Annotated in this window: 19 protein-coding genes; 8 read left to right on the forward strand and 11 right to left on the reverse strand. The window is 68.2% G+C overall.

The window, feature by feature from the left end; genetic code table 11:
• Positions 1–46 precede the first annotated feature (46 nt).
• Complete coding sequence (locus tag TSB10P1A_RS07575; protein ID WP_186387297.1) at positions 47–460, reverse strand: helix-turn-helix domain-containing protein; 414 nt, start codon at positions 458–460, stop codon at positions 47–49.
• Between the two features lie 162 nt (positions 461–622).
• Between TSB10P1A_RS07575 and TSB10P1A_RS07580 the strand changes: the two genes are divergently transcribed.
• Positions 623–1,627 (forward strand): murein L,D-transpeptidase family protein, encoded by a 1,005-nt coding sequence (locus TSB10P1A_RS07580; protein ID WP_186387298.1) that lies wholly within the window; start codon positions 623–625, stop codon positions 1,625–1,627.
• A 75-nt stretch (positions 1,628–1,702) separates the two neighbouring features.
• Here TSB10P1A_RS07580 and TSB10P1A_RS07585 read toward each other — a convergent pair whose 3' ends face one another.
• Both TSB10P1A_RS07585 and TSB10P1A_RS07590 read right to left on the reverse strand, forming a co-directional pair.
• Positions 1,703–2,464 carry an RES family NAD+ phosphorylase gene (locus TSB10P1A_RS07585; protein WP_371515074.1) on the reverse strand — a complete coding sequence of 254 codons (762 nt, stop codon included), beginning with the start codon at positions 2,462–2,464 and terminating at the stop codon, positions 1,703–1,705.
• 39 nt (positions 2,465–2,503) lie between these two features.
• Positions 2,504–2,935 carry an MbcA/ParS/Xre antitoxin family protein gene (locus tag TSB10P1A_RS07590; RefSeq protein ID WP_186387299.1) on the reverse strand — a complete coding sequence of 144 codons (432 nt, stop codon included), beginning with the start codon at positions 2,933–2,935 and terminating at the stop codon, positions 2,504–2,506.
• A 374-nt stretch (positions 2,936–3,309) separates the two neighbouring features.
• Between TSB10P1A_RS07590 and TSB10P1A_RS07595 the strand changes: the two genes are divergently transcribed.
• A complete protein-coding gene (locus TSB10P1A_RS07595; RefSeq protein WP_186387369.1) occupies positions 3,310–3,672 on the forward strand; it encodes a BA14K family protein in 363 nt (120 codons plus the stop codon).
• Between the two features lie 207 nt (positions 3,673–3,879).
• Positions 3,880–4,917 (forward strand): hypothetical protein, encoded by a 1,038-nt coding sequence (locus TSB10P1A_RS07600; RefSeq protein ID WP_186387300.1) that lies wholly within the window; start codon positions 3,880–3,882, stop codon positions 4,915–4,917.
• A gap of 15 nt (positions 4,918–4,932) precedes the next feature.
• Here TSB10P1A_RS07600 and TSB10P1A_RS07605 read toward each other — a convergent pair whose 3' ends face one another.
• Positions 4,933–5,916 carry a hypothetical protein gene (locus TSB10P1A_RS07605; protein WP_186387301.1) on the reverse strand — a complete coding sequence of 328 codons (984 nt, stop codon included), beginning with the start codon at positions 5,914–5,916 and terminating at the stop codon, positions 4,933–4,935.
• 112 nt (positions 5,917–6,028) lie between these two features.
• Between TSB10P1A_RS07605 and TSB10P1A_RS07610 the strand changes: the two genes are divergently transcribed.
• Positions 6,029–6,787, forward strand: a complete 759-nt coding sequence (locus TSB10P1A_RS07610) for a hypothetical protein (protein WP_186387302.1) — start codon at positions 6,029–6,031, stop codon at positions 6,785–6,787.
• On the opposite strand, the gene TSB10P1A_RS07615 is transcribed toward TSB10P1A_RS07610, so the two are convergent.
• From TSB10P1A_RS07615 to TSB10P1A_RS07625, 3 genes are all read right to left on the reverse strand, one after another.
• Positions 6,730–7,383: an FkbM family methyltransferase gene (locus TSB10P1A_RS07615; RefSeq protein WP_186387303.1), complete on the reverse strand. Its 654-nt coding sequence runs from the start codon at positions 7,381–7,383 to the stop codon at positions 6,730–6,732. The genes TSB10P1A_RS07610 and TSB10P1A_RS07615 overlap by 58 nt on opposite strands.
• A 115-nt stretch (positions 7,384–7,498) precedes the next feature.
• Positions 7,499–8,161 (reverse strand): sulfotransferase family 2 domain-containing protein, encoded by a 663-nt coding sequence (locus tag TSB10P1A_RS07620; protein ID WP_186387304.1) that lies wholly within the window; start codon positions 8,159–8,161, stop codon positions 7,499–7,501.
• A gap of 315 nt (positions 8,162–8,476) precedes the next feature.
• Positions 8,477–8,734, reverse strand: a complete 258-nt coding sequence (locus tag TSB10P1A_RS07625; RefSeq protein WP_186387305.1) for a hypothetical protein — start codon at positions 8,732–8,734, stop codon at positions 8,477–8,479.
• Positions 8,735–8,934: 200 nt separating this feature from the next.
• Here TSB10P1A_RS07625 and ettA point away from each other — a divergent pair, with 200 nt between their 5' ends.
• Positions 8,935–10,584 (forward strand): energy-dependent translational throttle protein EttA, encoded by a 1,650-nt coding sequence (ettA, locus tag TSB10P1A_RS07630; protein WP_186387306.1) that lies wholly within the window; start codon positions 8,935–8,937, stop codon positions 10,582–10,584.
• A 163-nt stretch (positions 10,585–10,747) separates the two neighbouring features.
• A complete protein-coding gene (locus TSB10P1A_RS07635; RefSeq protein ID WP_186387307.1) occupies positions 10,748–11,362 on the forward strand; it encodes an MOSC domain-containing protein in 615 nt (204 codons plus the stop codon).
• 10 nt (positions 11,363–11,372) lie between these two features.
• On the opposite strand, the gene TSB10P1A_RS07640 is transcribed toward TSB10P1A_RS07635, so the two are convergent.
• The 3 genes from TSB10P1A_RS07640 to TSB10P1A_RS07650 are packed head-to-tail and all read right to left on the reverse strand — an operon-like array spanning position 11,373 to position 13,339.
• Positions 11,373–11,714, reverse strand: a complete 342-nt coding sequence (locus tag TSB10P1A_RS07640; protein ID WP_186387308.1) for a DUF2293 domain-containing protein — start codon at positions 11,712–11,714, stop codon at positions 11,373–11,375.
• Positions 11,715–11,739: 25 nt separating this feature from the next.
• The gene (locus tag TSB10P1A_RS07645) at positions 11,740–12,387 is read right to left on the reverse strand and encodes a helix-turn-helix transcriptional regulator (RefSeq protein ID WP_186387309.1); all 648 of its coding nucleotides are present in this window, start codon (positions 12,385–12,387) and stop codon (positions 11,740–11,742) included.
• On the reverse strand, positions 12,380–13,339 hold the full coding sequence (locus tag TSB10P1A_RS07650; protein WP_371515075.1) for a hydrogen peroxide-inducible genes activator: 960 nt from the start codon (positions 13,337–13,339) through the stop codon (positions 12,380–12,382). Before TSB10P1A_RS07650 ends, TSB10P1A_RS07645 begins: the two co-directional genes overlap by 8 nt.
• Before the next feature lie 121 nt (positions 13,340–13,460).
• Between TSB10P1A_RS07650 and TSB10P1A_RS07655 the strand changes: the two genes are divergently transcribed.
• Positions 13,461–14,537, forward strand: a complete 1,077-nt coding sequence (locus tag TSB10P1A_RS07655) for an acyltransferase (RefSeq protein WP_186387310.1) — start codon at positions 13,461–13,463, stop codon at positions 14,535–14,537.
• Here TSB10P1A_RS07655 and tsaA read toward each other — a convergent pair.
• Complete coding sequence (gene tsaA, locus TSB10P1A_RS07660) at positions 14,515–15,063, reverse strand: tRNA (N6-threonylcarbamoyladenosine(37)-N6)-methyltransferase TrmO (protein WP_371515076.1); 549 nt, start codon at positions 15,061–15,063, stop codon at positions 14,515–14,517. The two genes, TSB10P1A_RS07655 and tsaA, sit on opposite strands and share 23 nt — an antisense overlap.
• Before the next feature lie 396 nt (positions 15,064–15,459).
• Between tsaA and TSB10P1A_RS07665 the strand changes: the two genes are divergently transcribed.
• Positions 15,460–17,481: a methyl-accepting chemotaxis protein gene (locus TSB10P1A_RS07665; RefSeq protein ID WP_186387311.1), complete on the forward strand. Its 2,022-nt coding sequence runs from the start codon at positions 15,460–15,462 to the stop codon at positions 17,479–17,481.
• Positions 17,482–17,524 lie beyond the last annotated feature (43 nt).

The following is a 17,524-nucleotide window of genomic DNA, read 5'->3' on the forward strand; positions in this document are numbered from 1 at the left end:
GTTAGGCCGGCCTGCGCGTGTCGCCGAGGCGGGCGGGCGGGCCGGATCAGTGGTCGGCGCTGCACATCTCGTGATTGGCGAGCGAGCGGATCACGTAGCAATCCCTGACGTTGTCGCCGTGGCAGGTGCCGACCATCCGCGCCAGTTCGCCCTCCAGCCGCTGCAGCCGCGCGATTTTGTCGCGGACGATGTCGAGCTGGCGCGCGGCGATCTCGTCGGCATGGGTGCAGGGCAGTTCGGGATGTCCGCTGAGGTCGAGCAATTCGCGGATCGCCTCCAGCGTGAAGCCGAGGTCGCGGGCATGCTTGATGAAGGCGAGGCGGTCGCGATGGGCCGCGTCGTAGCGGCGCTGGTTGCCCTCCGTCCGGCCGGCGGCCGCCAGAAGACCCATCTGTTCGTAGTAGCGGATCGTCGGCACCTTGACGCCGGTCTTTCGCGAAAGATCACCAATCGAGTACATCGCACAGCTCCAGTTTCTGGAGATATGGCCGTCGCACGCGTGCCGGGTCAAGTTCACGTAATCGCGAATTGCAGTTCCGGCAACCAGTCGTTAACCGTGACGGGCGAGACTGATCGTTGATTGGCGGGTGGGGCGCGCGCAAGAGATCCTGGCAAGCGAAAGATGTTGAACGCAGCGAAAGCGGCAATCCTGGTGATGCTCGCGGCCCTGTTGAGCGGTTGCGTGTCCAGCGACTACGCGGATGACGGCAGGGGCTCCAAGCCGATCCCGGCCAAGCTCCTGGCGGCCATGTCGGAAAAATCGATGTCGCCGTCGGCGCCCGTGCTGGTGCGCATCTTCAAGCAGGAAAGCGAGCTGGAGGTGTGGAAGACGGACCGCACCGGCCGCTATGCCCTGCTCAAGACCTATCCGATCTGCCGCTGGTCGGGAACGCTCGGGCCCAAGCGCAAGCAGGGCGACCGGCAGGCGCCGGAGGGCTTCTACGACGTGCATGTCGGCCTGCTGAACCCGCGCTCGCAATATCACCTTGCCTTCAACCTCGGGTTCCCCAACCGGCTGGAGCGGGCGCTCGGCTATACCGGCAGCGCGCTGATGGTGCATGGCGCCTGTTCGTCGTCCGGCTGCTACGCGCTGACCGACGAGGGGGTGGAGGAGATCTACCCGGTGGTGCGCGAGGCGCTGAAGGGCGGGCAGCGCTCGTTCCAGGTGCAGGTCTTCCCCTTCCGCATGACGCCGGCCAACATGGCCAAGCATCGCGACAACCCCAATTTCGCGTTCTGGAGCAACCTGAAGCGCGGCTACGACATTTTCCACGTGACCCGCCGGGCGCCGAAAGTGTCGATGTGCGGCGGGCGCTACGTGTTCGACAAGGAGTTCGTCGGCGGCGAGCCGAAGGACCCGCTTGCCGCCTGTCCGCCGACGGTCGACAAGGCCGACCCGGCGGTGGCCAGCAAGGCCGAGGCGGACCGGCTGGCGATGCAGTCGCTGATTTCCAACGGGCTGGCGCTGAACCCGCCGTCCTATTCGGATGGCGGCATGCATCTCGCCTTCCGCCGCCTGCTGGAGCGGGACGGCGAAGCGGCCCTGTCGCGGCGCACGTCGAAGTCCTCCGTGCCGGTCAGCCGGCCGAGCGACGCGCTCGCCGATCCGCATGTGCCCCAGGAGTGAGGCCCCAGGAGTGAGGCCCCAGGAATGAGACCCCAGGAGTGAGGCGGAAGACGAGCCGCGCAGGTCTCGATCCGCTCAGGCCTCGATCCTAAAGACCTGGCCCGCCCGCTCGGCCTGACGCTGGTCGTGGATCTTGACCATGTCGATGCGCTTGCCGTCCCAGTGGCAGGTGAGGTGGCTTGCCTGCAGCGGCACCGACATCACGTCCGGTTGGAAGGCGGCAAAACACTCGCCGCCCGCATGGCGCACGCTCGGATAGACGATGCCGTCGCAGCCCGCCGCCCGGATCCGCGCCGCGAAGACCTGCGAGGCGGCGTAGTCGTCCGGATCGAGCAGGGCGGCGGTGTCCGCCCCGGCTGCGTCCTGCCCCGATGTCCTCAGATCGACGAGGCTCGCGTCGATCTCGCCGACCAGTTCGCGCATGTCGGCGATCCAGCCGGGCGCCTCATCCGTCGCCGCATAGAAAAGCCCCTGGTGGTGGATCACCTCGAACAGCGCCGTGTCGAAAGCGCTGGCGGCATAGAAGGCCCCGAAACTGCCATCGTGGAAGCGGCCCTTGCGCTCCGGCGAGACATGGGTGAAGGGCGCCATCACATAGGAGGCGCCGGGGCCGCTCACCCGCCGCTCGGGAGCGACCAGGTCGAGCGCGCCGATGGTCTCGGCGACGCGCGGGTTGCTCCTGGCCTCGGCGGCGGCCAGCACCTCCCAGTCGGCCGGGTCGGCAATGTCCTCGAACAGGTCGATGGGCGGATAGGCGGAGCCGATCAGCCGGTGGTAGCGCGGCCAGACGAGCCGCGTCATGGCGAGGCCCTTCGGCAGGGCGGCAGACAGGCTCACCACTGGCTCCTCACCACTGGCCCCCTCACCACTGGCCCCTCACCACTGGCCTCGGCGGGCGTCGAGATAGCGGCGCACCCGCATCAGATCGGTGATCCGTCCGTCCAGCATCACCTCCAGCGCCGAACGCCCGCCGAAATCGGCATTGGCGCGCGTCACCCAGCGATAGCCGCGCTGGGCATCGCGAAACAGCAGCCGCAGCGCCTTGTGAATGCCGAGCAGGTTGGACATGCGCTCGGCAAGGTCGATGCCGGCGCGGCCGGGCGCGCCGGCCTTCCAGCGCTGATAGGTGCGCACGGAGATGTCGCCGAGCAGGCGGCTGGCCTGGTCGTCGGTGAGGCCCCAGCGTTCGAAAAGCGCGACCACGGCCCGCTGCATGGCGCGGATCTCGGCGTCGGAAAACGCCGATGCCGGATCGGGGCCTGCTGCCGGGTCGGGACTGGCGGGCGTTACGGGATGAAGTACGGGCATGGCTGCCTCCTGTCATTTGTCGTTAATATAAGAAAGAAGCGACAAATGGCAAGAGACGCGGAACTCCGACCGGGACGAAGGGGTTTTGCGAACGGGTTTTCGGCAGGAACGGCGCCGGGATGATCTGCGTCACAGTCCTGCCCCGCTCGCGGAGCTACTGTTGGTCCATCATGATCGCTGATCGCGATGGTGTGCGGCGCCGAGGCGCCAGCTTGTGCCGCGGAGACCGGCAAGGCCCCCGCGCAATCGCCCGGATCGCTCCCCTCCGGCAGTGTCTGGTGGTGGGGCGGCGAACCGGGATCGCAAGGCCGAGAGGAGACAGGACCATGCGTTTCAGACAGACTTGCGCAGCGGCCGCCATAGCCGTTGCTTCCATGATCGGTTTCGGGGCGGGTGCGCCGGCCGAAGCCGCCACCGCGGCCACCGCCGCCAGTGCGCTGGCGCCGGTGATCGCTGCGACGCCGGAGGTCCGGCAGGACGGCCAGATCGAGAAGGTCTGGCATCGCGGGCGGCCGCATCACTACCGCCCGCGTCCCGTCTATCCGCCGCGCTATTACGGGCCGCGCTATTACGGCCCCCGCTATCCGGTGGCACCGCCGCCGCGGCGCGGGCTGGTCCTGCCCAGGCAGCACGTCGCCTGGTGCAGTCAGCGCTACCGGTCCTACCGGTCGTACGACAACACGTTCCAGCCGTATAACGGACCGCGGCGGATCTGCGTGTCGCCCTATATGCGCTGACCCCGGCAGCGGGCCGTCTCCCACGCGGCCCGCGCCGACACCGCCGCCCGGCGGGGATCCCCTTGCGGGCCCCGGCGGCGGCGGTCGCCTCTTTGCGGGCCACTCATTGCGGACTATGCCGAGGGGCCGCGATGCGCTATCGCTGCGGGACAGCCGGTGGCCGCGCCGGCATCGTCATCGGAACATCCAGCGCATGGCCCTCCCGGCATGACCGTCATCCAGCTCGCCACCGCCCAAACCTTCGACTTCCTGTTGCGTCAGAGCCGGGACGGCGACGGGCGCTGGGGCGGCATCCGCCTCGTGCCCGGCAGCGGCACCGGCGAGGGGGCGGACTGGCTGGTGGTCTATGACCAGCCGCCGCGCGGGCTCGCCACCCGCCTGCCGCGCGCGCGCCGCATCGTCTTCCTGCCCGAGCCGGTGTCGATCAAGCATTACGATCCGGCCTTCATCTCGCAGTTCGGCATCGCCGTCACCTCCTCGCCGCTGCCCGGCTTCGACGGCGAAGCTTTCCACATGCAACCGTCCTCGCCCTGGTTCTACGGTGCCGGGCTCGGCGCCTCGGCCGGCGGAATGCCGCGCCTCGGCTTCGCCGAGCTTGCCGCGCGGGAGGTGCCCTGCGCGCCGGAGCGCGGGCTGATTTCGGCGGTCTGCTCGACCAAGACGCTCAACCGCAACCAGGTGCGCCGGTTGCGCTTCCTGCGCCGGGCCAAGGCGGCGCTGGGCGCCCGGCTCGACATCTACGGGCGGGGCTTTCGCGAGGTCGCCGACAAGGCGGAAGGCCTCGACGGCTACCGCTACCATCTGGTGCTGGAGAACAATCTCGATCCGCATTGCTGGACCGAGAAGATGGCCGATCCGCTGCTGGCCGGCGCCTATCCGATCGTGGCGGGAGGGCCGGAGCTGGAGGGCTATTTCGATCCGCTCGGCTTCACCGCGCTCGACATCACCCGCCCGGACACGGCGCTGAAGACGCTGCTGGCGGTGCTGGAGGCGGATCCGGTGGCGCGGGTCGAGGTGCAGGAGGCGATGCGGGAGAACCGTCGCCGGTTGATGGAGGAGCACCAGGTGTTTCCGGTGCTCGACCGGCTCGTTGCCGGGCGCGGGGAGGGGGCGCCGTCGCTGCTGGCCGAGGCGGAGCCGATCCGCCCGCCGGCGCGCGCGCCCTATCGCCGGCTCACCCAGGCGCTGCGACCGCTGCGCCGCGCCGCCGACCAGCTGCATCTGGCGCTGTTCGAGCGCGGCTGAACGCCTTTTCCGGCATCACCGGGCGCTGAGGCGCTCCAGCGAGAGGCCGAGCCCGGCGGCGATGATCGCCGGGCGCGGGTCGGCCGGGCGGAACGGGTCGGCGATCTCGACAAGCCGCGTCAAGCCGCCGCCGGCCAGCACGGCAGCCGACAGTTCGCCGCTGGACGGGGCGATGAGCCCGGCCGTTCGCCGCAGCCGGGCGACCAGCGCGCGCAAGGGCAGGTCGCGCGGATCGGCGACCTCGAGACGCCCGCTCGCCACCGCCTCGCGCAGTTCCGGCAGCCCGGCCGCCAGCCGCTCGGCCCGCGCCTTGCCGCCCTCGCACAGGAAGAGATCGGCCGGCTCCGCCGATGCGCCGTCGTCGGGATAGACGGCCGCGAGCTTTTTCGAGATGCGGGCGAGGATGCCGGAATGGGCAAGGGGGCGCTCGACCACGAAGACCGTGTCGGCGCGGGTCACCCGGCCGGTGCGCATCAGCTCCACCGGGCGCGGGCGGAAGACGCCGTCGGTGATCGCGTCCTGGACATGGTCGGTCATGCCCATGGACACGGGCACCACCACCAAGAGGTCTTGCGGCAGGGCGAGATGGTCGAGCGCGAAGAAGCGCGGCAGCACGTCCGAGCAGAAGGCGGCGAAGGAGCCTTCGCCGCCGTGATGCAGCACGGTCAGCGGTTCGCGCAGCACCGGCTTCATCCGCAGCCGCCGGGTGACGTCGGGGCGCGCCGGCGGCCAGGGCAGCAGCTCCTCGCCCGGCTGGGGGGCAACAAGGCGGGCATCGTCGAAGAGAAGGCCGGACAGCGGATCGACATCGAAGGGACCCTCGAGCCGCAGGCAGCCCAGCCGGTCGGTGCCGGCGTCGCCGGGAAGGACCTGCGTCTCCTCGGCAAGGCGCGCGATGCGGTCGTCGGCAAGGCGGGTGCGCGGCCAGGCGGGCAGCATCAGCCGGCTCGCCAGCGCCCGATAGGGGGCCGGCATCAGCACGGCGTCCAGCCGCTTCATCCAGCGTCGAGGGACTGGCTTTGACACTGCGGGCCACCTATAAGGCTGCGAAACGGATCGGGACGCGCCACGCTTACGGGCGGCGCAGCGGGAAAGCAAGCATGGAGTCCGCATGAAGTCCGAGGTCTTCAACCTCAACGTCTTCACCAACGTGGCCTCGCGGGACCCGTCCCACTGTCTGGCCCAGCATGCGGTGCGTTCGTTCTTCGACACATTCGGCTGGGAGAGCCGGCACCGCATCGTCACCCGGATCTTCATCGACCCGAACCCCAATCCGGATCGCTTCGAGCCCTGGGTGGCGACGATCCGCGAGGCGTTGCCGGACATCCCCTTCGAGCTGGTGCGGACCAACGGCATGCTCGACGGCTTCGCCCGGTCGCTGGAGGTCGGCGAGGGCGCCTATGCGATGCAGCTCGAGCATGATTTCGTCTTCGTGAAGAGCCGCATCCCTCATTCGCTCGACCGGATGCTGGAAGAGATGCGCGCTCGCGGCATCGATTACCTGCGCTTCAACAAGCGGCGCAACCGGCCGGCCGCCTATGACCTCGGGGTGGAGCCGGCGGGCGATGCCGATTTCCCGATCTGCCGGATCAGCGGACGCTCGAACAACCCGCATATCCTCGACACGGCGCGCTACCGCGAGGTGGTTCTGCCGCTGCTGAAGAGGCCGGACGGGAGTTCGGTCGGGCTGGAAGGCGGCCTCTGCCGCTATGTCGGCGGCGGCTATCTCTATGGGGCCTACGGCCATCCGCGCACGGTCGGCCATCTCGACGGCCGCCGGCTGCGCTTCAGCGACGGCATCCGCCGCCGGCTCTATCTGCTCGGCGAGGCGGTCTCGCGCAGGTCCCAGCGCTCCCACACGAACGGATAGCGCCAGGCGAGATCGTGGGTCTTCGACAGGCCCTCGGCGATCTGGGCGTAGCGCTCGCGGCTGGTCCCGTCGATCAGGTGGAACTGGACGATGAGGTGGCGCACCTCGCCCATCAGCCCTTCCGCGATCAGGTTCTCCAGCACCGGATACTCGTCACCCTCGATGTTGAGCTTCATCAGGTCGACGGGCTGGCCGGCGGCGCGCACCACGTCGGCGGCGCGGCGCAGGTGCACCTCGACGCTCTCGCCCTCCTGCTGTCGCTGGGTGCTGCTGCCGTCATTGTCGTAGACGAGCTTGGCGGTGCCGTTGAAGTCGGACAGGCCGGCGCAGTCCAGCGTGACGTTCGGCAGGCCGGCGAGAAGCGGCTTGGCGCGTTCGCAGAATTCGGGCGCCGGCTCGAAGGCCAGCACCTTCGGCGAGCCTTTCTGCGAGATGCGCGCAGAAAAATCGCCCTTGTAGAAGCCGGCATCGATGACGAGCGAGCCCGCGTCCAGCGGCACATCGGTCAGCAGGCGCGCGTCGCCCTTGGCGAGCTTCCAGCGCTTGACGGCCCGGTAGTGCGGGTCGAGGACGAAGCGGATCAGGTTGAAGCCCATTGGGGATCGTGAACTCGCGGATGGTGTGCGGAACGGCCGGGGCCGCACGGACCCCGGCTGAGCCATTGCAGCTTGGACGGCGAATTGCAAGTCCGCAGCCACCCCGCGCGAGGCTTCAGAACGTGTAGCCGAAGGTCGCGATGTCGTCCCTGTGGCGCCGGGCGATCAGGTCGATGCCGAAGTCGTCGTAATAGTCGCGATAGTGACCGTGGGCGGAGGCGTTGGCGCGGCGGTCGCAGACGGTGACGGCGAGGTCGAGGTCGCTCGCCATCTGCTGCAGGTCCTCGCACAGGCATTCCTGCCGCAGGACGCGATCGACGGCGATCCGGCCCGTTTCGTCGGTCAGATAGTCGATCTGCTGCTTGCGGATGTAGCGGGAGGGCGAGGTCGGGGCGTCGTCGTCCGCCAGCCAGCGCAGGTAGTCGGAGAAGTCGTAGTCCTGGAACAGCTCCACTTCCGTCGGCATGCCGGATCGGCCGCGACCGAGATCCTGCTTGAGGTAATGGAACCAGGAGACGTGCCAGGCCCAGGGATTGCGAACCACGGTGAAGACATGCATCGCGCCGAGATCGATGCCGTTGCGGGTGAACACCCCGGCATACTCGCACCAGGTCAGGTGCCCGCGCGCCTCGCGCAGGCGGCGCGAGGGACATTTCAGGATCCAGGGCAGGAAGGTCTGCTCGACAAAGGATCCGCCGCATTTCGGCACATGCAGGAAAAGGATGTTTTTCTTCAGGCGCCTGAACAGGCCCTGGCGGGTGTTTTGCGGAACAAGCAAATCTCTGTCCGTCCCGTTGCTGCTCGGTGTCGCCTCGACCGTGCAGCCGGTATTGTCCTTTCGTATCTGGCTAAAATATGTCCTGATTGTGAGAGGGTACTGGGCGAGATATCAGTATTGTTATTTTTTACAATTAATTTTCTTTGCATTTGCTTGCGGATGCATGACGTTACCGATACGGCAAGCGCCACATCAACCACAGGCACGGTCGGTGCAACGCACCAAGCACGGAACCGGTGCCCGCCGCTCGGCGTGCCGGTTCCGCGCTGTAACTGCGTGCGGGAAGAGTTTGCAAGGGTTGCGCCTGCCGGCGCCTCAGCAGTTGTTCGGGCGCTGCGGTCCGAGGTCGATCTGGCACTCGTTGGTGAGCGCGCCGATGGCGGCACCACCCACGGCACCGGCCGCCGCGCCGACCAGGATCGGTCCGCCGGCAATTGCCAGAACGCCGGCACCGGCCGCGCTGCCGATGGCGCCGCCCGTGACGCCGCGCTCGAACCGGTTCGAGCCGCAGGCGGCGACAAGCAGGGAAAGAGCAAGAATGCCGGCAAGACCGGCCGGTCTCGGGATACGCATGACATGAATCCTTCTGAGCACCCAGCCCGCCGCCAGCATGGGGCGAGAGGGTGAACGAGACGTAAACGCGGGGAGCGGCGCGCCTGTCGGTACGGCACGGCGAGGGCGCGCGCCACGGGAGTTTCCCTTGCCCCGAAGGCCGCCATCGACTAAGAAGCGGCCAGTTTCCCCTCATGTCCAGAATGGAGCGGCAAGCACCTATGGCGCGCCAGTTCATCTATCACATGCATGGTTTGTCGAAGGCCTATAACGGCAAGAAGGTCCTCGACAACATCCACCTGTCCTTCTACCCGGACGCCAAGATCGGCATCCTCGGCCCGAACGGCGCGGGCAAGTCGACGCTCCTCAAGATCATGGCCGGCCTCGACAAGGAGTATACCGGCGAGGCCTGGGCGGCGGAGGGCGCACGTATCGGCTACCTGCCGCAGGAGCCGCAGCTCGACCCGACCAAGACGGTCCTTGAAAACGTCATGCTGGGCGTCGCCCACAAGCAGGCGATCGTCGACCGCTACAACGAACTGATGATGAACTATTCCGACGAGACGGCGGAAGAGGGGGCCCAGCTCCAGGACATCATCGACGCCGAGGACCTGTGGAACCTGGAGAGCAAGGTCGAGATGGCGATGGAGGCCCTGCGCTGTCCGCCGTCCGATTCTCCGGTCGACAACCTGTCGGGCGGCGAGCGGCGGCGCGTGGCGCTGTGCCAGTTGCTGCTGTCGGAGCCGGACCTCCTGCTGCTCGACGAGCCGACCAACCACCTGGACGCCGAGACGGTGCACTGGCTGGAGCGGCACCTGCGCGAGTTCAAGGGCTCGGTGCTGATCATCACCCACGACCGCTACTTCCTCGACAATGTCACGGGCTGGATCCTCGAGCTCGACCGCGGCCAGGGCATTCCCTACGAGGGCAACTATTCGGTCTATCTGGAGAAGAAGACCAAGCGCATGGAGCAGGAGGGCCGCGAGGACATGGCCCGCTCGCGCGCCATCGCCCGCGAGCGCGAGTGGATGGGCATGTCGCCGAAGGGCCGGCAGACCAAGTCCAAGGCGCGTATCCGCGCCTATGAGGACCTGCTCGCCAAGCAGGAGGAGCGTCTGCCGACCATCGACCAGATCCTCATTCCGGTCGGCGAGCGGCTCGGCAACAATGTCATCGACCTGGAGAACGTCTCCAAGGGCTTCGGCGACCGCCTGCTGATCGAGGACCTGACGTTCAAGCTGCCGCGCGGCGGCATCGTCGGCGTCATCGGCCCGAACGGCGCCGGCAAGTCGACCCTGTTCAAGCTGCTGACCGGACAGGAAAAGCCGGACTCGGGCACCGTCACCATCGGCGACAGCGTGCATCTCGGCTATGTCGACCAGTCGCGCGACACGCTCGACCCGAACAAGACGGTGTGGGAGGAAATCTCCGGCGGCAACGAGATCATCTATCTCGACGGCAAGGAGATCAATTCGCGCGCCTATTGCTCGTCCTTCAACTTCAAGGGCCCGGCCCAGCAGGCGAAGGTCGGCAACCTGTCCGGCGGCCAGCGCAACCGCGTGCATCTTGCCAAGGTGTTGAAGCAGGGCGCCAACGTGCTGCTGCTCGACGAGCCGACCAACGATCTCGACACCGAGACGCTGGCGGCGCTGGAGGACGCGCTGGAGAACTATGCCGGCTGCGCCGTGGTCATCAGCCACGACCGCATGTTCCTCGACCGTCTTGCCACCCATATGCTCGCCTTCGAGGGCGACAGCCATGTGGAGTGGTTCGAGGGCAACTTCGAGGACTACGAGAAGGACAAGGTGCGCCGCCTCGGCGCCCATGCGGCCGATCCGCGCCGCATCAAGTACAAGCCGCTGACGCGCTGAAGCAGCGGACACGGCCGACAGACACCGGACGGCGGCGCGGCACTCGCGCCGCCGTTTTGGTTTGAGGGCCCGGCGGGCTGCGGCTTTCCCGCCGGAAAGACTCGTTGTATTCCTTCAGGTCCCCGCCGGTGTCCGCCCGCGGGACGAGACAGGAAGGTGGGCGATGGCGGATCTGTTCGGACGCGAGCACATGGACGAGTTGCAGAGCGTGCCGGCTCGCAAGCTTGCCGCCACCACGGTCAAGGTGCTCGCCAACCAGGACCCGGAGGATTTCCGCACCACCTGGACGGCGGCGTTGAAGCTTGGCTTCGAGGGCATTCCCGGCGGACGTCATGTCGGTCACACCCGCCGCTCGGGCTCGCGCGAGCCCTGGTATCCGCGCGGCACCGAGATGTGCAACGAGCGGCAGGTGTCGATCCTGTCCGCCGAGGAACTGGCCGAGGTCGCTGCCGACATGGGCCTGCCGCGCATCGAGGCGGAGTGGATCGGCGGCAATGTCCTCTTGGAAGGCCTGCCGCGCCTGTCGCTGGTGCCGCCGCGCACGCGCCTGGTCTTCGCCGGCGGTGCGGTGCTGCGGGTCGACGGCGACAACATGCCCTGCCGGATCGCGGGAGCTTCCATCGGCGAGCACTATCCCGACCGCGAGGGCATCGACCTGCTGTTCCCCAAGACGGCGCGCCGCCGCCGCGGCCTCGTCGCCTATGTGGAGCGGCCCGGCGTCATCCGGCCCGGCGAGGCGGTCACCGCGCATATCCCCGAGCACTGGCTCTATCGCTGAGGGTTCGGCCTCAGTCCTCGCCGATCTCCTCCTCTTCGCCGGTAACCTGGCGCGTCGATCCCCAGTCGAGCAGCGTGTCGTTGATCGAGGGGAGCGCGAAATGGCGGGCGGCATCGCGCTCGTAGCCCTCGTCGAGCAGCGCGTCATAGTCGCTATGGGCATGGCGGACATGGGCGACGAGGGCAAGCCAGACGGCGACGGAGGGCGGCAGGTGCCGCAGATGCGGGGCGAGCGCCCCGGCCAGCACCGGCTCGGCATCGGCGAAAGGGATGCGCGGCACGCTCGCCCGCAAGGCCTTGCGCATCTCCTTCTGGCGGCGGGTTCCCCCCGCTTTTGCCGCTCCCGCTGTCATCCGCCCGTCTCCGTGCCTGCCTGTCTCATGGCAACCGGCAGAGCAGGGCGGCGAGGCCGGCGCGGCTGCCGACGCCGAGCTTCGCATAGATCGTCTTGCGGTGGCTTCTGAGCGTGTTGGGACTGATGCCGAGGCGGATGGCGATGGTTTCCTCGCCCGCGTCGGAGACGAGTTCGGCCGCCACCGCCGCCTCGCGCGCCGTCAGGCCGAAGACGAGCCGCAGCCGCCCCTCGAGCGCCGGAATGTGCCCGTCCAGCAGTGTCACCACCAGCAGCCGCATGTCCCTGCCGACCCGGCGCACCTCGGCAAGTGCCGGGGGATGCGCGCCCGGCAGCGGCCCGGTGCGCTCGTCCGCCTGCGCCGTGGAGGCGGCGAAGGCCTGCGGCCCGGCACCGCGGGCAAGCTCGGCGAGGGCGCGCACAAGGCCGCGCTGCATGGCCGGGTCGGCGAATTCGAGACGCGGTGCGCCGGCCTCGGCGCAGGTCTTGTCGGACCCGGCGAGCAGGCCGGGGGCGCTGCGGGCCAGTCCCTCCGCGGTCCGGTTGCAGGCACAGACAGTCGATGCGGGATCGATGAGGAAGCCGGCGCGGTGCTGGCCGTCCAGCAGATCGAGCACCAGCCGCACTCCATCGGCAACCGCCGTCCCGTCGCCGCGCACCGACCGGTCAGGCATCGGCATGCGATCCCGGCGCGAAGATTTCGGCCACGGGCGACGGCAGCGGCTGTCCGGCGGGGCCGAGGGCGGCCAGGATGCAGGCGCCGAGCGCCTCGAAATCACGCTTGCGCGGCGAGGAGCGCCGCCAGACCAGGCCGACGGTGCGCTGCGGCTGCGGATCCTGGAAGCGCAGCAGCGCCACCCGCTCGTCGCGCACCTCCACCGAGGCGCACAGTTCCGGCAGCAAGGTCACCCCGTAGCCGGCGGCAACCATCTGCATCACCGTCGACAGGCTGGTGGCGCCGAAGCCGGTGCGCGCCGCCGGCCGCAACCCCTCGCAATAGTTCAAGGCCTGGTCGCGCAGGCAGTGGCCTTCCTCCAGCAGCAGCAGCGATGCGCCGTCGACGTCGCGCGGGTCGACGCGGCGGCGCTCGTCCAGATCGGGCCGCGACTGCACGGCGAGCAGGAACCGGTCCTGGAACAGCGCATGCGTCTCCAGATCCGCCCCCGCGACCGGCAGAGCGGCGAGGATCACGTCCAACTCGCCCTGCTGCAATTCGCCGACCAGCGCCTGGGTGAGGGTCTCGCGGAGCTGCAACTCGGCCTGCGGGTGTGCGCGGGTCAGGGCGGGGAGGATGCGCGGCAGCAGATAGGGGGCGATGGAGGGAATGATGCCGAGCCGAAGCGGCCCGCTCAGCACCTCGCCGGCATGGCGGCCATAGTCGAGAAGATCGCGGGCCTCGGACAGGATGCGCCGGGCACGGCGGGCAATCTCCTGTCCCTCGGCGGTCAGGCGGATGCCGGCCGGTCGCCGCTCGACCAGCGCAACGCCGAGGATCGCCTCCAACTCGCGGATCTGCATCGACAACGCCGGTTGCGACACGGCGACGGCCTCCGAGGCTCGGCCGAAATGCAGGTGACGGGCGAGCGCATCGAAATAGCGCAACTGGCGAAGCGTGATCATCGTCATTGGATAAGCTTATCGGCGCCGGCCTTCAATGCGATTGACGCTGATCAAGGGGGCCGTGGAATTTCAACTCCCTTAACCGGAAAAGGCGATACTCCGGGCCGAGGCGAGGGGAGTGGATGCAATGAGCGCTGCTGCGCGGCGGCCGGGTCTCGACGTGATGCGGGTGGTGGCCGTCGCGGCGGTCGCCTGGTTCCATTACGGCTTTCGCATGCAGGTCACCGGCGAGGCGGGGCCGGCCGCCGGGTCCGGTGATCCGGGAGACTGGGCGCGGTTCGGCTATCTCGGCGTCTCGGTCTTCTTCGCGATTTCCGGCTATGTCATCTCGATCTCGACGGAGGGGCGCGACCCCTTCACCTTCGCGGTGGCGCGGGTCGCGCGGCTGTGGCCGGTCTATGGGGTGGCGATGACGCTGACCGCGCTCGTCACCCTTGCGGTGCCGGCGCTCGGCTTTCCCCTGTCGCTGCCGCAATACCTCGCCAACCTGACCATGCTGGCGCCGCTTCTCGGCCAGCCCTTCATGGACGGGGCCTATTGGTCCATCGTCGCCGAGATCCTGTTCTACGGCTGGGTGGGGCTGTTGATGCTGGCGGGCCTGTGGTCGCGCCATCAGGTGCTTGTCGCCCTTGTCTGGCTGGCCGTCGCGACGCTCGACCAGGCGGTGATCGGCAGCGATGTCCTGCGCCGTCTGCTGCTGACCGATTTCGCCGGCTTCTTCGCCTTCGGCATGATGCTGCGGGCATGCGAGCGCGGAGAGGCGGGAGCGAGGCTGGTGCTGCTTGCGGCGTTTGTGCAGGCCATTGCCGCCGCGGTGCTGTTCGCCGGCGGGCTGGTCGAGGTCTACCGGGGCGAGCCGTTCCCGCCGCTTGCCGTCGGCGGCATCGTTGCTGTCTCGCTCGTCGTCCTCGCGCTGGCAACGCGGCTGCAGGCGCCCTGGCTGCCTGCCGGTCCGGTCACCGTTGCCGGGCGGGCCACCTATCCCTTCTATCTGCTGCACCAGCATGTCGGCTATGCCGGCTTCTTCCTGCTGGTGCCGGTCATCGGCCTTGCCGGCTCGGCGGCGGTGATCCTTGCCGGGGTCGCGCTGGTATCGCTGCTGCTGACCGTGGGGGTGGAGCGGCCGGCCGCCCGCCTGGTCCGCGGGGCAGGGGAGTGGGTGCGGATGCGGGCGCTGTCGTTCAGGCGTCGCCCGGTGGGCTGACCGCCTCTGCGTCTTTCAGGCGCTCGCGCCAGCCTACCCGCGCCTCCGGTACGCTGTCGGTCGTCGCGAAATAGGGCTTGATGTCGATCAGCGGCGTGCCGTTGAGGCAGTCGAGGCCGCGCACCAGGAAACCGTCTTCGGTCATCTCCAGCATCTGCACCACCGACAGCGACACCGGGTTCGGCCGCACCGGGGCGCGCAGGGCGAAGCAGCCATGGGTCTCGCTGGCGAAGCCGGGCGCGAGCACGGCAAGGTCGCGGCGCGCGTGATGCATCCAGTAGAGCAGGATCAGGTGGCTGCAGTCCGCCACCGACTTCAGCCCCCTGCGGTATTCCGGCTTCAGCCGGACGCGGCAGACCGCGTCGCTGCCCCGGCCGTTGCGCGGGCAGTCGGCGCGCCGCGTCCAGGGTGTTTCCACATGGCCGATGAAGACGAGACCGGCGTCGAACGGCCCCTGCGCCGGGTCGTGGTCGAAGGCCTGTTCGCCGGGCCGTGCCATCATTTCATCTGCGCGCGTGTCGGTCACGGCTGTCTCCTCAGTCCAAGGTCCGCACAGGTATACCATTTGCGCGGGGCGCGGGGTGGTCTTGCCGGTGGCCCCTCCCGGGCGGCACCGGTCGAATCGACCGGGCTTGGGAGCCTTCCGTTGCGTCGGGTGACTACCTGACAGGAGAAGAAGGGTTCCGGCGTCTACGCACTAAGGGTTGAAAACAAAAGATTAAATTTTGGTCATGTGACTAGTTACATTGCCGAATTAGAGTTTCATTAATTCAACCCCGTGAAAATTACCTAGCGCCTCCTACGAGGATGTGCGATCTGCACCACATTATTCCGCAGGGTGAGTGGGGAAAGATCTGTTCGCGAATGCCGTATTCTGGTCTTGCGAGCGGGCAGTTAAGGCAATCGTCCGAGAGGTGATGAGATGGGACTTGGATTTTTCGCGAACATGCGGCTGAAGTACAAGATACTCTCCGGGTTCGCCCTGGTGCTGACGATCCTGATCGGAGTGTCGGCCTATAGCTTTATCACCTTCCTCGGGACGTCCGATCGCATCGGCGCCTATAAGACCAATGTCGAGGCTGCGTCCGCCATGGCGGCCGTGGAGGCCGAGTTCCTGCGCCTCGACGCGGCGGTGCGCGAATATTCCGTCTCCTCGAAGGCGGAACTGGCGGAGGTCGCAACGCAGGAGATCGCCAAGCTCGACGCGCTGATGGCGGAGGCGGAGAGGAAGATCGTCGACGATAGCTGGCGCGGGCTGTTCGACGAGGCCAAGCAGGCGGTCTCGGTCTATACCAAGGATTTCCAGGAAACGCGGCATCTGACCGAGGATTATCTCCAGCAGGTCGAGAAGACCATGATGCCGAGCGCGGCGAAGTTCATGGAAGATCTCGACGAGATCCTGAAGATCGCCATGGCCGACGGCAACGAGGAGGCGAGGCTCCATGTGGAGGCGGCGATCCGCTACGGCCTCAGCGCGCAGCTCAATTCCAACATCGCGCTCGGCTACCAGGACCGCAAGGGACTGGACGCGGCGCAGCGCGACTTCGACGCCGTCCGGCAGGCACTCGAGCGCCTCGGCGGCACCATGCGGACCCCGCGCGAGCGGGAACTGCATGCGGAGATGACCGAGCTTCTCGGCACCTATCGCGCAAGCTTTGCCAAGGCCGTGGAAGACAAGGTGAAGATCGATGAACTGGTCCATGGCGAGATGCTGGAGCAGACCCGCATCCTGCAGAAGGATCTGAGGATGCTGCGCGAACGGGCGGCGGCGGCCGAGCAGCAGATCGAGACCGAGGTCGCGGACGAGCTGCTGGCGGCGGAGTTCGGCGTCGCGATTGCCGGTATCGGCGGCCTGCTGATCGGTGCGGTGATGGCGCTTGTGCTGGGCGGTCAGATCGCCAATCCGGTGCTGGCGATGACCCGGGCCATGACGCGCCTTGCCGGCGGCGATGTCGATTGCGATATCCCGGCGCGCAGCCGCAAAGACGAAATCGGCGAGATGGCGCGGGCGGTGCAGGTGTTCAAGGAGAACGCCATCGAGAAGATCGCGCTGGAGCGCGAGCAGGAGGCGGCGAAGGCGCGCGCCGAGGCCGAGAAGCGGCAGATGATGCAGAATCTCGCCGATGAGTTCGAGCGGGCCGTCGGCGGCTTCGTCCAGGGGCTCGCCTCCACCTCGACCGAGCTGCAGACCGCTGCCCACACCCTTGCCTCAACCGCAGCGGAGACCAGCGCCCAGTCGACGGCCGTCTCCGCGGCGTCCGAGGAAGCGGCGGCCAGCGTGCAGTCGGTCGCCTCGGCGGTCGAGGAACTGTCCGCCTCGGTGCGGGAGATCGCCCAGCAGATCGGCAGCTCCAGCCAGATCTCGCTGCAGGCGGTGACCGAGGCGCAGACCGCCTCGGATCGGATCCAGTCGCTTGCCGCGGCGTCCCAGAGCATCGGCGAGGTCGTCGGCCTGATCAACGACATTGCCGACCAGACCAACCTGCTCGCCCTCAACGCCACGATCGAGGCGGCGCGGGCGGGCGATGCGGGACGCGGGTTCGCGGTGGTCGCCTCCGAGGTGAAGCAACTGGCCGAGCAGACCGCGCGGGCGACGTCGCAGATCGCCGATCAGATCTCCCACATGCAGGCGGAGACGAACACGGCGGTGACCTCGATCGGCAGCGTCTCCAAGGTGATCGACCGGATCAACGAGATCGGCTCGGTGATCGCCTCGGCGGTGGAGGAGCAGAGTTCCGCCACCCAGGAGATCGCGCGCAACATCCAGCAGGTCGCCACCGGCACCACGGAAGTGTCCAGCAACATCGGCGGGGTCAGCCAGGCCGCCGAGGACACCGGCGCCGCCGCCGCGCAGGTCCTGTCGGCCTCGGGCGAAGTGTCGCAGCAGTCCGAACGGCTGAAAGGGCAGGTCGACAACTTCCTGCACAAGGTGCGCGCCGCCTGACGATCCGCCGCCGGCATGTGCCGCCCCGCCGCAACGGTCCGGG

This window comes from Stappia sp. TSB10P1A, assembly GCF_900185725.1.
GTDB lineage: Bacteria > Pseudomonadota > Alphaproteobacteria > Rhizobiales > Stappiaceae > Stappia.